Origin of the sequence: Flavobacterium rakeshii (genome assembly GCF_009741375.1) — a bacterium.
Taxonomy (GTDB): Bacteria; Bacteroidota; Bacteroidia; order Flavobacteriales; family Flavobacteriaceae; genus Flavobacterium; species Flavobacterium rakeshii.
In genome coordinates, this window is the sequence record NZ_WOWP01000001.1 from 157,339 (window position 1) to 172,793 (window position 15,455).

Annotated in this window: 8 protein-coding genes; 5 read left to right on the plus strand and 3 right to left on the minus strand. The window is 38.7% G+C overall.

Translation table 11 applies throughout. The features are described 5' to 3' along the window. The first annotated feature begins 183 nt into the window (after nucleotides 1–183). Nucleotides 184–4,116 carry a choice-of-anchor I family protein gene (locus GN157_RS00810; protein ID WP_157481241.1) on the plus strand — a complete coding sequence of 1,311 codons (3,933 nt, stop codon included), beginning with the start codon at nucleotides 184–186 and terminating at the stop codon, nucleotides 4,114–4,116. 101 nt (nucleotides 4,117–4,217) lie between these two features. Here the strand turns inward: GN157_RS00810 and GN157_RS00815 are convergent, their stop codons facing one another. Beyond that, the gene (locus tag GN157_RS00815) at nucleotides 4,218–5,435 is read right to left on the minus strand and encodes a porin (protein WP_157481242.1); all 1,218 of its coding nucleotides are present in this window, start codon (nucleotides 5,433–5,435) and stop codon (nucleotides 4,218–4,220) included. A gap of 197 nt (nucleotides 5,436–5,632) precedes the next feature. Here GN157_RS00815 and prmA point away from each other — a divergent pair, with 197 nt between their 5' ends. Together prmA and GN157_RS00825 are read left to right on the plus strand one after the other, a co-directional pair. After that, on the plus strand, nucleotides 5,633–6,466 hold the full coding sequence (gene prmA / locus GN157_RS00820; protein ID WP_157481243.1) for a 50S ribosomal protein L11 methyltransferase: 834 nt from the start codon (nucleotides 5,633–5,635) through the stop codon (nucleotides 6,464–6,466). A gap of 23 nt (nucleotides 6,467–6,489) precedes the next feature. After that, complete coding sequence (locus GN157_RS00825) at nucleotides 6,490–6,765, plus strand: ATP-dependent Clp protease adaptor ClpS (protein WP_035132939.1); 276 nt, start codon at nucleotides 6,490–6,492, stop codon at nucleotides 6,763–6,765. Nucleotides 6,766–6,848: 83 nt separating this feature from the next. Here GN157_RS00825 and GN157_RS00830 read toward each other — a convergent pair whose 3' ends face one another. Next, nucleotides 6,849–8,348 carry an arylsulfatase gene (locus tag GN157_RS00830; RefSeq protein WP_157481244.1) on the minus strand — a complete coding sequence of 500 codons (1,500 nt, stop codon included), beginning with the start codon at nucleotides 8,346–8,348 and terminating at the stop codon, nucleotides 6,849–6,851. Nucleotides 8,349–8,498: 150 nt separating this feature from the next. Continuing rightward, nucleotides 8,499–9,032, minus strand: coding sequence for a hypothetical protein (locus GN157_RS00835; RefSeq protein WP_157481245.1), 534 nt, complete (start codon nucleotides 9,030–9,032; stop codon nucleotides 8,499–8,501). 308 nt (nucleotides 9,033–9,340) lie between these two features. On the opposite strand from GN157_RS00835, the gene GN157_RS00840 reads away from it, so the two are divergent. Together GN157_RS00840 and GN157_RS00845 are read left to right on the plus strand one after the other, a co-directional pair. Further along, nucleotides 9,341–12,145: a triple tyrosine motif-containing protein gene (locus tag GN157_RS00840; RefSeq protein WP_317163490.1), complete on the plus strand. Its 2,805-nt coding sequence runs from the start codon at nucleotides 9,341–9,343 to the stop codon at nucleotides 12,143–12,145. Between the two features lie 244 nt (nucleotides 12,146–12,389). Next, nucleotides 12,390–15,452 (plus strand): SusC/RagA family TonB-linked outer membrane protein, encoded by a 3,063-nt coding sequence (locus tag GN157_RS00845; protein WP_157481246.1) that lies wholly within the window; start codon nucleotides 12,390–12,392, stop codon nucleotides 15,450–15,452. Nucleotides 15,453–15,455: the final 3 nt, after the last annotated feature.

Consider the following 15,455-nt stretch of genomic DNA (forward strand, 5'->3'; position numbering starts at 1 on the left):
TTTATTAAAAACAACTATCAAAACACTGCTAATTAACTTTTACATTACCTTGTTTACATAAAATTTACTATTTATAAACACTACAACGATATAACTTAATGTTAGGTTGTTCCGCAATTAATGGTAAAGTAAAAACTGACATAGATTTTTGCACGTGATAACAAACCACCAGAAAAAAATCGTATGTCTAAAAATTACTTCTCAAAACTTATGCTGCTATTAGGGTTCTCTCTGATATCTCAATTATCAGGAGCACAAACCCTTATACACTACTGGAACTTCAACGACAACGCGTCTGAAGCGGCCATCACAGCCCCATCCCTGTCTTACGTTACAGGAGCATCGATAACTGCATTTGCAGGAACCGAAAGTATAATTGACTACTCAGGAGGTACAGGACAAAATTTTGATGTACAAAACCTAAACGCACAAAACGGCGATGTTGCCGGTTCTCACCTTCGTTTTAACGACCCCATAGGCGGTTCGCTTGAATTTGCCCTGCCAACAACAGGTTTTGAAGATATAATGATAAAGTTTGCTACCCGCCGTTCGGGTTCAGGAGCAGGCACACAAAACTGGTACTATTCTACCGATGGTACTACCTTTACCCTACTTACCACAGTAGCTCCTAATAACGGAGATCCTGCACTAGCTACATTAGACCTTACAGCTATCACTGCTGCTAACGATAATGCTAACTTCAAACTTAAAGTAGAGTTTGAACAGGGTGACGGAGGTACTGGTGGTAACAACCGTTTTGATAACTTCACTGCCGAAGGTAACGTAGTAGGTGGCGGAGACCCAATTGCTCCGGTTGCAACTGTAACACCTGCTAACAATGCGGTAAACATAACAGTAGCTACCCTACCTACCATTTCGTTTAACGAAGATGTAAGACTAGCCGATAATACAGCTATAACAAATACTAATATTGATGCAGTGGTAGAGCTTAGGTTAAACAACGAGTCGGGAACAGCAGTTCCGTTTGACGCTACCTTTACCGATAACACAATCACCATCACTCCTGCTGTTGCATTATTAAACAGTCAGCAGTACTATGTTGCACTTCTTGCCAACACTATTGAGGATATGAGCGACAATGCCATAACCGAAACACAATCTTCTACCTTTACAACTATATCTCTACAAACAGAATTTTCTGCCGGAGATATGGCTTTTGTAGCCTACAGGATGAATGCCAGTGGTACAGAGGATGAAGTAGCCCTTATGACTTTTGTAGATATCGCAGCGGGTACATTTATCACCCTTACCGATTCTAAATATACAACTAACGCACAGCCACAATGTACCGATGGTGTTGTATGGACAGCTACAAGCTGCGTTCCTGCAGGTTCGGTTATAACCATACAAACTTCTGCACTTATTACCAGTACAGGTACTGTAACAGGTGGTGATTTCGGACTAAGCTCCGGTGGTGACCAGGTAATTGTTTATGCCGGTACTGCAGAAGCTCCAAACTACATTACAGCCATGTCGTCTAACCAGTGGCTTACAGAAAATACAAGCTGTGGCGGTAGCAACTCTATGCTTCCTGCCGGTTTAACAGATGGTACAAGCGCTGTTAACCTAAGCACTGCACCGGGTAATGAAGCAGGTAATACTGCTAATGCTTACTATAACGGTACTCAGGAAGGTACTCCTGCCGAACTTAAAGCTGCAATACTTAACCCTGCAAACTGGGTGGGTGCTGCTGCCGGAACCGATGCTCAGGAATGGCCTACATGGAGCTTCCCTAGCTCGCCAACAGTTCAAAATGTAACTGTAGTAAACGCAACAACTATAGAACTTACTTTCAACCATGAGCTTAATGCTACAAGTGCTGCATTAATAACAAACTATACAGGTATTAGCGGACTTACAACTGCTGTTGCAAACGGTAACATGGTAACGCTTACTTATGCTACTGCTTTTGAAGCCGGTATGGAGTACTCTCTTATGGTTAACGGTATTGCCGATGTGAATGATATTGTAATGGCATGTGAGTATACTTACACTTTTACATACAACACACTTATCTCTTTTGATGAGACATTTATCATAGTAAACGAAGATGCAGGCACACTTGACCTTGTACTTAATCTTGAAGGCCCTGCTACTGCTTCGGTTGACTTAGTGGTTAAAGCGGCTCCGTTTAGCACTGCCGATGAGAATGACTTTACCTTTACCACTCAAACCCTAAACTTTACAGGTAGTAGTGATCTTACTCAGGTAATATCTATCGCTATAACAGATGATAGTATTGAAGAGCAGGCTGCCGAATATTTTGTACTTAGCCTGGAAAACCCTGTAGGTGTAGAAATTACAGGAGATAGTTTTGCTACTATCTATATTAAAGATAACGACAGAATGGCTCCGGTGCCTAACCACAGCATTGAGCTTGACTATATAGGAAGTTTTGATCCTTCAGGGACTAACGAGAGTACCTGCGAAATTGTAGTACACGACCCTGAAACACAAAGATTATTCACTACAAGTGCTGTTGCAGGTTTCCTTGACATTGTAGATTTTTCAGACCCTACTGCTCCATCGGTAGTATCGTCTATAGATATGAACTCTTATGGCGGAGTAACCAGCGTAGCAGTACACGACGGTATTGTGGCTGTAGCTTCTCCAAACGCTGAAGAACACCTTGACGGTAGCGTGGTATTTTTTGATACCGATGGTACCTTTATCGCTCAGGTAACTGTAGGGGCACTACCGGATAATATCTCTTTCACTCCGGACGGCACTAAAGTACTTACGGCTAACGAAGGTCAGCCAAAAAGTGATTACTCTGTAGACCCGGAAGGTTCGGTAAGTGTTATTGACATCTCTGGCGGAGTTGAGTCGGTTTCACAAACTAATGTGACTACACTTTACTTTACTGATTACAACGCTCAGGAAGCTGAACTTTTAGCAACAGGTGTTAGAAAAGTATATGCAGGCAGCACACTTTCTCAGGATTTAGAGCCGGAATATATCACATCGAGCGCTGATTCTCAAAAAGCTTGGGTTTCACTACAGGAAAACAATGCAATTGCAGAGATTGACTTAGTTAATATCGCTGTAGCAGACATCTGGTCACTGGGTACTAAAGACCTTAGCATTCCTGGTAACGGTTTTGATATTTCAGATAATAATGATGAAATACTTATTGCCAACTGGCCAATACAGGCATACTACATTCCTGATGCCGTGGCAAACTATAATGTAAACGGTGTAAACTACATCATCACTGCAAACGAAGGTGATGAGAAAGAGTACGACAACTTTGAGGAAAGAACAACAATAGGTAACAGCGGTTACAATCTTGATGCTACTGCATACCCACAGGCAGAAATGCTTAAAAAGAGCTTCAACGCAGGTCGTATGAGAGTAACTAATGTAAACGGTAATCTTGATGAGGATACGGAATTCGAACAGATATACTGCCTTGGTGCACGTTCGTTCTCAATTTTCAATGCAGATACTAAAGCGATTGTTTTTGATAGTGGTGACGACTTTGAAATGTATACTTCTACAGATGCTTCAATAAGCGCCCTGTTTAACTCAGACAGTGAGGAAAACGAACTTAAAGGAAGAAGCCGCGCTAAAGGTCCGGAGCCGGAAGGTGTAACAGTTGCACAAATTCAGGACAGAACATTTGCCTTTATAGGTTTAGAGCGTATAGGTGGTGTTATGGTTTATGATATAACCGACCCTAACGATGTGAAATTTACAGATTATAAAAACAGCCGTAGCCTTACAGCTTATGAAGGTGACCACGGCCCGGAAGGTATCACTTACATTAGTGAAGCCAACAGCCCTGACGGAAAAGGTTATGTGATTATTGCAAACGAGATAAGCGGTACATTAAGTATATATGAGGTGAATGCCGAAGCTCTTGGAACAGGTGATTTCACTTTAGCACCAAAAACCTTTGTGGTATTCCCTAACCCGGTTGCCGATGGTACAGCTTACTTTAACCGTGCTGCCGATGTTGAGGTATATGACCTTAACGGAAAACTGATACATTCTGCCAAACAGGCATTAAAGATAGATACAACAAATATGACTTCGGGTATATATATCGTGAAAACATCCGAAGGCATTGTAAAGAAACTGGTAGTTAAGTAGTGTTAAGTAGCAGTTAAGTAGTTTCGTGTTTTTTTTCAAAAAAAAATCCTGCCGGTGGGCAGGATTTTTTATTAGTAGTAAACACAATTAATTAAATATGGTTAAATACCTATTTCTACCTGAAAACGTACTAACCAAACCTGTTTTGAATCACCATTATAATAACTACGGTCATCCATAGAAACTTCCATTTGGGCTTTAAAAGTATGTTCCCAAATATATTTTGTTACACCAACACTGTACTGGTTAATGTTTGGTGTAAACGTTTCAATATCCTTATGCACCTTTTGTGTAGAGAAACGACCTATAATCTCATAGTCAGACGGGAAAAGGTGACTTAACTGGTAGTCAAACCCATGCCCTGTAAACACATAGTTAAAGTCGGTCACATCATCAGGGTTGTAAGTCACCGGGTTTTTAGCTGTTCTTTGCATGTAAGCCGTTTGGAACGACCATCCATCATACTTAAACATAGCGTCTAAAAGTAACGACTGCATATCCCTTTTCTCAAACAGGTAGTTACCTAACTGTCCCTGTGTTTTTCTTGCTTTGTTATTAAACTGGTAAGCTCCCGAAACCATTACTTTTGGTTTGTCTTCTCTTTTAAGGTCCCCTTCAAAAAAGGTACCGTTATTTTTAAAGGCACCAAACGGATAAAGTTCTACTTTACCTGTGTAGGCAAGTCCGTTATCAGGTTCTTTGGTAGAGTTCCTACCCTCACCCATACTTATAGCTCCTTTAAAGTTGTATGAAAATTTATCAAGGAATTCGTTTAGGTTATGCACCTGAAAACCAAAATCCCTGTCTATTGTAAATCGTGCATTGTTTATAGTACGGTCTGTTAACTGTAGCGCTCCCGATGAGTTAATACGCTGGCGGTTACCTGGTAGTTTTGTTTGACCGAAACCAATATTCCAGTGTTTGTTAGGGCGATAAAATACAATCGCATCACGTATAATGTTTACGTTTTCACCTTCGTGTGCCTGGCCTACATCGCCCGGAGCAAAAGAAAGCTGGATAGCATAAAGGAATTTTGGATCCCCTACATAACCGTCAAAACGAAGCCTTAATCTACGAATCTGTCCGTCAATGGTACTCTCTCCTTCAGATTCTACATAAGACATCCTGTTTTGCATCCTGAAACGGATATTAAACTGGAAAAGACTATCGGGCGTAGTTAAACCTACTCCCTTACCATAACTGTAGTATGGAAGAGCCGAAAGTTTTAGGTCATTATTATTTTTGGTCTTCTCGATTGTCACCTGTGCCGAAGCCGCAAGACCCACAAATAATAAAAGTGTGATTAATGTTGTTTTCATTTCTGTGTTTCGTGTGTTTTTTTCGTGTTTTTCTTAACCTTACATTAATGCATATTTTGCTTTTTTATTAGCAAACATTTGGTAATTTTAGCGCTAATTCATTACCATAAGGCACGTTTGTAAAGTTTGCGCAAACTTAATATTAATTATCACTGCCTTGTGTTATGTTAATGTTACCTTTGCGGAAAATTAAAGTTATGTCAAACATATATATAGGTTATCATTTTTCGGTTAAACCGAAAGAAACCGGAACAGAGATTTTACTTGCCGAACTTGGCGAAACTCCCTTTGAAAGCTTTATAGAGACTGAAGAAGGTTTATCTGCTTATATCCAAAAACAGTACTGGAACGAGAACGTTCTTGATGACATATTCATCTTAAAATCACCTGAATTTAAAATTGAATATACGTTTGAAGAGATAGAACAGGTGAACTGGAATGAGGAATGGGAGAAGAATTTTGAACCTATTGAAGTAGGCAACAGCTGTTATGTAAGAGCACCTTTCCACGAAAAAACCAATGCTCAATATGATATTGTAATTGAGCCAAAAATGAGTTTTGGTACGGGACATCATGAAACGACTTTTATGATGATACAGCACCTGCTGGAAACCGATCTTGAAAACAAAAAAACACTGGATATGGGTTGTGGTACTGCCATACTGGCAATACTTGCCGAAATGCGCGGCGCTAAACCTATTGACGCTATTGATATAGATAACTGGTGTTACCTTAACTCTATTGAAAACGCCGAACGCAATAACTGTGAGCACATTAGCGTTTATGAAGGCGACGCTTCACTGCTTAACGGTAAAAAGTATGACGTGATAATTGCTAATATTAACCGTAACATACTTTTAAACGACATGCAACAGTATGTGGACTGCCTTAACGAAGGTGCTACCTTGCTTTTAAGTGGTTTTTATGAGGAGGACATCCCGGCCATCGATGCTTCGTGCACCGAAAAAGGACTTAAATTTGTTAAAAAATTCGACAAAAATAATTGGGTTGCCCTAAAATACGTAAATTAGCAACCGGAATTAAAACATTGAATATGAGTACAAAAGAAAAAGTATTAGAAGAAGTATTAGTTGAGGAAGCCGTATCGGCAAACAACGAAATAGTTTTGTATAATGACGAAGTAAACACTTTTGACCATGTTATAGACACTCTTGTAAGGGTTTGCGACCATACACCGGAACAGGCAGAGCAATGCTCTCTTATTGTTCACTATAATGGTAAATGCACCGTAAAAACAGGAGAACTGGATAAACTAAAGCCACAATGCACCCAGCTACTGGAAGCGGGCTTAAGTGCCGAAATTATATAAAACGTTACTTATAGAAACAAAAAAGCACGATATAAATCGTGCTTTTTTGTTTCTAGTATATCTACTACCTACCTTGGTGAAGGCTATAGCGTGTTCATAAGGTCGTCCAGTTTTACACTTTCACTTTTTTGCCTTGGCGGATATTCTTCCAGTGATTTCATAAATTCCATTACATGGCCTAAAGCCGGCTTTAATGTCCATGATCGGTTTTCCTGCCATTCGTCAAACCCGCGTGAATCATAAAAACGCTCAAACGGATCGAGTTTCAGGTTGGTAATAATAGGACTGGTTAAATCATTTTGTACAGCGTTAAACCATTTGTCCTGAGTTTTAAATAAAAACTTCCAGTCGCCATAACGCAGTCCGTGTAAGGTCGTTTCGGTAAAATAATAAAACTCCTTACGTTTGGATTTACCCTTCTGCATTATCAAATCACTTTGGTCATAGCCATCAAGGTGTACCTTATAGGTCATATTCCCTACTTTCTTACCTTTAAGCAGTTCCTCTTTCAGGTTTTTATCGCCAAGCTGAGCCATAATGGTAGGAATCCAGTCTTCCATTGTCATGAACTCACCCGTACTGGTTCCCGGCGGAATAACTCCCGGCCATTTAACTATTACAGGCACACGGAAACCTCCTTCATAACCACCTACTCCTTTTTGACCATGAAACGGCTGATTACCACCATCTGGCCAACTGTTTGAGGCTGCACCATTATCTGTTGCAAACATTATAATAGTGTTGTCCTCAACACCCAGTTCCTTTAACAAATCCAGCAGTTCACCAACAATATCATCCATTTCCATCATACCATCGGCATAAATACCATAACCGCTTTTACCTTTATATTTCTCGCTCAGGTTTGTTTTATAGTGCATTCGTGTAGTATTGTGCCAAACGAAAAACGGTTTATCGTCTTTAACCGCATCTTTTATAAAGCGTTTGGACTCTGCCAGTATTTCCCATTCAAGGTTCTTTTGCCTTTCTGACCCAAACTTACCTTTATCCTCTATTTTCTGTTTTCCGTTTCCTGTAGCCCACGAATGAATTACCCCTCGTTGCGCAAACTGTTTTGCTACTTCGGGGTCTTTAGGAAAATCATACTCTTCTTCATATTCCCCTGCATTAAGATGGTAAAGAATACCAAAAAACTCATCAAAACCATGTGCAGTAGGTAAATGTTCGTCCCTGTCTCCCAGGTGGTTTTTACCAAACTGCCCTGTAGCATAACCCATAGGTTTAAGCAGTTCGGCAAGTGTAGGGTCTTCTTTTTGTAAACCAATAGGAGAACCCGGTAATCCCACAGTACTAAGCCCTACCCTTATAGGATATTGCCCTGTAATAAATGCTGCCCTACCGGCAGTGCACGATGCCTGGGCATAATGGTCCATGAAAATCATACCATCGTTAGCAATCTTATCGATATTAGGCGTAGTACCTCCCATCATACCACGGTGATAAGCACTAACATTCCACATACCTACATCATCTCCCCAAATAATGAGGATGTTGGGTTTCTTTTGCCCGTATGAAACCAGCGTAAGGCACAAAACAAAGCAACTTAAGTAATGTTTTAATTTCATAATAATTGGTTTTTAAAGGTTGTAAGAATAAGTTAAAAACTCATACCTAAACCTAAGTTACCCAAAACCAACACATTACAATCTTAAAAAAAAGTTAATACATAAAAAAAGGGATGCATAAGCATCCCTTTTTTAGTGCATCCAACTTCATTATTTCACATACAAATACTCCACTGCACCAAATGTTAAAATGGCTCCACCTGTATCTTCATCTCTGTCTGGGTATGATCCAAACTCATCAGTAATAGTAATCTCGTTACCTGATTTTACAAGGTTAAGTACTACATCATCGTCATTGTTATCCTGATAAGTAGCTCTTACAATCACATCGCTACCAGATCCGTTTAATATTTCCCATGTACCGGTATAAGTAGCATCTGTACAACCCGAAGTTCCTTCATCGGTATTTACCACAACCCCGTTTTTATCAAATGTAAAAGTGCTGTCGGCATTTAAAATCAGTTTGCTGCCGTCATAACAATCTGTTTCCTGCATCTGATCAATGTGAGCAGTACCATCTTCATCAAAGTCGGTAGCTTCTGCTGTGTTAACCGCCGTTAGGTTGTATGTACCGGCTATTTGTGTTTCGTTGTTAACATCCCCTGCATCGTCATCACTACTACATGAAGTTAAACCAAATCCTGTTACTAATAATGTACAGGCTAATACTCTAAACTTTTTCATTTTGCTATTTTTTTGATAGGTTAATAACCCAAAACTAAAAAGCAGGTATCGAGATAATGTTAAGAAAACAGTTAATTAAACTTTGTTTAACAACGCTTTATGGATTTCAAATATCATAAAGCGTTGCTTTATAAGACCTTTGAGATTTATTGCGTGTTTTTTGTTAAATTGGCCATTCATACCATAATTAACACCTATTTAATAAATCACTGTAAAAACGCATACTTTTCGGTTATTTTAACGTGGCATGAAATATTTATTTTGTAATCGTATCTTCGTAATAAACTAACAAACTTCCCTTACCCTTCGTGAAAAAAATTATACTACTATTAGCAGCATTATATACGCTTGCAGGTTTCTCTCAAGACCTGCCCCCTATTCTTAAATACAGTACAAACCAGTACAGTGCCGGTAACCAAAACTGGATGATGAGCCAGGATAAGGACCACTTTATGTATTTTGCCAATAACGGCGGACTACTGGAGTACAACGGCACAGCATGGACGCTTTACCCTTCCCCTAACGAAACCATTATACGATCGGTTAAAGTAATAGGTGAACGTATTTATACCGGATGCTATATGGAGTTTGGTTACTGGACCCGAAACGAAGACGGAAGTCTTAGCTATACTTCCCTAAGCGAAGGCATACGTGACAAAATTTTAGACGATGAGCAGTTTTGGAATATTGCTCAATACGACCACTGGGTTATATTCCAGTCGCTTAACCAGATATTTATTTACGACACCCAAAAGAAAACTTACAACATACTGAAACCTGATACCGGAGTAAATAAAATTTTTAGGGTGGGTAACAGGATTTTGTACCAAACTTTTGGCACAGGATTGTATGAAATTGAAAACGGAGTAAGCAAGGTGGTGAATAACACTCCACAGCTAACCGACAATAAAATAATAAGTATATATCCTTATAATGAAGGACTGCTTATCCAAACACAGTACAATGGTTTACTGGAATTAAAAAACAATACTATTACCCACTGGGATACTGATGCCGACAGTGAGCTGAAATCAAGTAGTATATACAGCGGGCAGAAGCTTAGTGACGGTAGTTTTGCTTTAGGAACGGTATCAAACGGTATTTTTATACTATCGCCACAGGGAAAAGTACGTTACCATATTACCCAAAACAAAGGACTTAGTAACAACACAGCACTATCGCTGTTTGAGGATACTGATAAAAACCTTTGGATTGGACTTGATAACGGCATTAACTGTATTAATTTACAGTCGGCAGTAAGGAGTTTTGTAGATGATACCGGATTTTTAGGTACTGTATATGCCTCTGCACTATACAACAATCATTTATATATAGGTACTAATCAGGGATTATTTTACAAAACATACAACTCTGAAGAGGAGTTCCGCTTTGTTCCGGGTACTAAAGGTCAGGTTTGGTCATTATATCAATATGAGGGTACATTGTTTTGTGGTCATGACTCGGGAACATTTATCATAAACGGAGGTCAGGCTAATTTACTGTTTAACGGATCGGGTACCTGGAAGTTTGAACCTCATCCTACAGACAGCAACAAACTTATACAGGGTAATTACTATGGTTTATCTATACTGGAAAAGGTAAACGGAAGCTGGAAGTTTAAAAACAAGATAACCGGATTTGATTATTCCAGCCGCTACTTTGCCCTTTCGGGCAATAATGAAATATATGTGAGTCATGAATATAAAGGTGTTTTCAGGATTAAAGCCGATAACAACTACACACGAATAACCGACTTTGAAGCTTATAAAACTCCGGCAAAGGGTAAAAATGCGTCCCTATCCCGCTTTAACAACACTATATATTATGCCTCAAAAGAAGGATTGTTTGTTTTGAATAATAAAACCAAACAGTTTGAGAAAAATGAAAAGCTATCCAAATTGTTTAATCATGATGAGTATATGTCGGGTAAATTAACTGCCGATAAGTCGGACAGGCTTTGGTTTTTTACCAAAAACTACATCAATTACTTCTCACCCGGTAAACTTAACGCCGAACTGAAACACAATGCCATAGCTATACCCTCATCACTTACCAACTCCATGCTGGGATTTGAAAACATTACCCAGATAAAAGACAACATTTACCTGGTAGGTACTACAGACGGTTACTACACGCTAAATATAAACGAGCTCAACTTTAAAAGTAATACCATTACCATTACAGGGATTACCAATAATGTACTAAACGGAAAACCATCGCCCGTAACCATACAAAGCGATGGCGAGTTTAAGTATGCCGAAAATAACCTTACCTTTTTATATACCGTACCGGAGTATAACAAATATGCCAATACCGAATTTCAGTACATGCTGGAGGGGATGCAAAACGACTGGAGTGAATGGAACAATAAACCCATTACTACTTTTAAAAACCTTCCGGCAGGAACCTATACCTTTAAGGTAAGGGCTAAAACGGGAAGTTCGTTATCTGTAAATACAGCGAGTTACACTTTTGTAATCCTCAAACCATGGTATGCTACAAACCTTGCCGTGGTAATTTATATCATCTTAGCCTTTATAGCTGCCTTCCTTATTAACAGGGCTTATAAAAACTACTACCAACGCCAAAGTGAAAAGCTAATAGAGGAAAACAACAGGCTGCTTGAAATTAAAGAACTGGAAAAAGAACAGGAGCTTATGAAAATTAAAAACGAACAGCTTCAGCAGGATTTTGAAAGTAAGAACAGGGAGCTTGCCGCCTCTACCATGAACCTTATTAAAAAGAACGAACTGCTTTCGCTTATAAAAGATGATTTGAAGAAAACAGGTACGGGTGGTGCCGATAAAAATATCAAATCGGTAATTACAACCATTAATAAAAATATTAATGAAGATGACACATGGGATATGTTTAAGGATGCATTCAATAATGCCGATAAAGATTTCTTAAAGAAGGTGAAATCTGTTCACCCTTCCTTAACACCAAATGACCTTCGATTATGTGCTTACCTCCGTCTTAATTTATCGTCTAAAGAAATAGCCCCTCTACTCAACATTTCGGTAAGGAGTGTGGAGATAAAACGATATCGTTTGCGTAAAAAAATGGAATTACCTCACGAATTAGGGCTTGTAGAGTACATATTGTCGCTTTAGTGCACCACATCATTTAGTAAATTTACCTATACATTACCTCAACAACAACGTTGTAATAGTGTATTTTTTGAATTTTATTTAAAGATTTTTAAGCAGTTAACTTACTGTTAACACCCACAATTAGGGCAATGTCATAAAGTTTCTTTAAGTTTTTTAGGAATGTATAATTTTTGTTGAGGCTAATTTTATTCTTCGTAATTTATTGTGACATAATTTTAGATAATCACAAAAAACAATTTAATATATGAAGTCTAAATTACTCTTAATTACTTTTATTCTGATTTCATCTTTCTGTTTCGCACAGGAGATTGAAGTTAAGGGTACAGTAAGTGAAGTGGGCACCGGTTTGACTATACCGGGTGTTAACGTCATTGTAAAAAATGGTACAGCCTCTACGGTTACCGACATGGATGGTAATTACATCATTAATGCTCCGGTAGGCTCTACCCTTTCATTCAGTTTTATTGGTTATGAAACTGTAGAACAAACCGTAACCGAAGCCGGAGTTATTTCGGTATCACTTAAAGAAACTTCTCAAACACTGGATGAAGTAGTAGTGATAGGTTATGGTACACAACGTAAAAAAGAAGTAACCGGTGCAGTAAGTGTTATTGGTTCAAAAACACTGGAAGACATGAAGCCTGTTAAGATAGAGCAGGCACTACAGGGTACTGTAAGCGGTGTGAATGTTACTACACAGTCAGGTAAGCCGGGAGCAGCGCTTGATATAAGAATTAGGGGTGTAGCCACAAATAAAGATAATGCTCCTTTAGTATTAATAGACGGTTATATAGGTAGCCTAAGTGATATTAATGCTAATGATATTGAGAATATTACCGTATTGAAAGATGCTCAGGCTGGTATATATGGTACCAGTGGTGCAAACGGTGTTATACTTATTACTACTAAAAAAGGAAGAAAAAACTCAAAAGCAACTTTCTCTTATAACGCATATACCGGTTTTCAGGAAACTACAAGAAAACTACCATTGCTAAACGCTTCGGAATATGCTCTTTTACTTAACGAAAAATATGCTAACGGCGGACAGCCAATTCCTTTCCCTAACGTTTCTAACCTTGGTGAAGGAACAAACTGGCAGGATGAAGTATTTAGTAGCGGAGTACCTATTATTAATCATGACCTTTCTGTTTCAGGTGGTGGTGAAAAAGTTACTTACCGTGTGAGTGGTTCACACCTTGATCAGGAAGGTATAATAGGAGGTGCCGATAAATCACACTTTGAACGTAATACTGCACGTGTTTCCCTTAATGCTGATTTAAGCGACAAACTTAAAATGTACACTAACGTTATTTTCCTTACTACAGATTCGCAGGGATTTAACGAAAACGTACTTGGATCAGTACTATTTAACGCTATTAACACACCTGCAATCTATAATCCTTATGATGCTAACGGAGACTTTACTGTACTTCCTACAGGTAGCTCTACCGTACCGGGAAGTAACCTTGGTAACGAGATTATTAACCCGCTGGCACAAATCGCTAATACTTATAATGATTATAACCTTAAAAAGTTAAGCGGTACTTTTGGAGCCGATTATGAAATCATTAAAAACCTTACTGTTACAGGTCGTGTTGGTTTTAATACCCAAAACAGAGACGAAAGAATATTTAACAAACAAATTTCTTACGGAGGTAAAGTATTTGATAATGTTAGAAGTAGTGTTAATCAAAATACTTTTGACGATAACGATTATACTTTTGATGCATATGCTAACTATAAGTTTGATATTAATAAGGAACACAACTTTACTGCAACGCTGGGTACTACGATATTCAAAACATGGGGTAAAGGTTTATATGCTACAGGTTTTGATGTACCAAACAATGCATGGGAATTTGCAGACATAAGTCTTACAACAGGTTTTGCAGATAACAAAACTGTAAACTCTTACTCATTTGATGACAGAAGACTATCATACTTTGGTAGAATTCAGTACGACTACAAAGGGCGTTACCTTGTATCAGGTATGCTTAGAAGAGATTCGTCTACTAAATTCGGAGCAAACAATCGTGTAGCTTACTTCCCGTCTGTTACCGGTGGTTGGGTACTTTCAGAAGAGTCTTTCTTTAAACAAAATAACATTCTTAACTTCGCTAAAATCAGGGCTAGTTATGGGGTTCTTGGTAGCGACAGGTTTGATTCAAATCTATACTTAGGCTTACTTAATGGTGAGGCTACTTATGTATTTGATGGTGCACTGGCAAATGGTTTTGCTATTGGTGCATTACCAAACCCAGACCTTAAATGGGAAGAATCAAGGAAGTTTGACCTAGGTATTGATCTTAATTTCTTTAATGATAAACTTGAATTTGTTGCCGATTATTTTAAAGATACAAGAGCTAATTTATTAATAGCAGACATCCCAATATCGGGTATTGTAGGAACTTATGGTCCAGGTGGACAAAACCCTACACTTAATGCCGGTAATGTGGAAAACAAAGGTTTTGAATTTGCTCTTACTTACAACGACTACATAGGAGATGATTTCCATATCAAAGCAAGCTACAATGTTACATTTATTAAAAACAATGTAACAGCTGTTAATAATGGAACCGGATTCTTTGCAGGTGGTGAGTTTGGGGTTGGACAGCCACAAATTACAAGAATGGAAGTAGGACATCCTATGGGATACTTTTATGGTTATGTAACCGACGGTATTTTCCAAAATGCTGACGAGGTTGCCGCACACCCAAATCAGTCGGCTCTTGGAGCAGCTGCACAGCCGGGTGATATCCGTTTTGTAGATGTTAACGGTGATGGCGTTATTAATGCCGATGACCGTACAGATATTGGTGACCCAATCCCTAATGCAACTATGGGTTTCAACCTACAGCTTGATTATAAAGGATTTGACTTTGCTACTTACCTATTTGCTTCTGTAGGTAACGATATGGTAAGAAATTACGAAAGAAACCTTACCGACGTAAACAGAATGAGCTATACGCTAGACCGATGGACAGGCGAAGGCACCAGTAACAGTGTACCTAGAACAACTACAGCTGCTACATCAAATAACATTTTCTCTGACTTTTTTGTAGAAGATGCTTCTTACCTTAGAATACAAAATGTACAGTTGGGTTATACTGTTAATCCTGATTTTACCGAGAAAGCAGGTATTACTAAATTAAGAATATATGCAGGTGTTAACAACCTATATACATTTACTAAATACAGAGGTTTTGATCCCGGTGCTTCAAGCGGTGCTCCGCTATCTTCGGGGATAGACTTTGGTTTCTACCCTGTTCCGAGAACATATCTAATCGGTTTAAACCTAAACTTCTAAAAA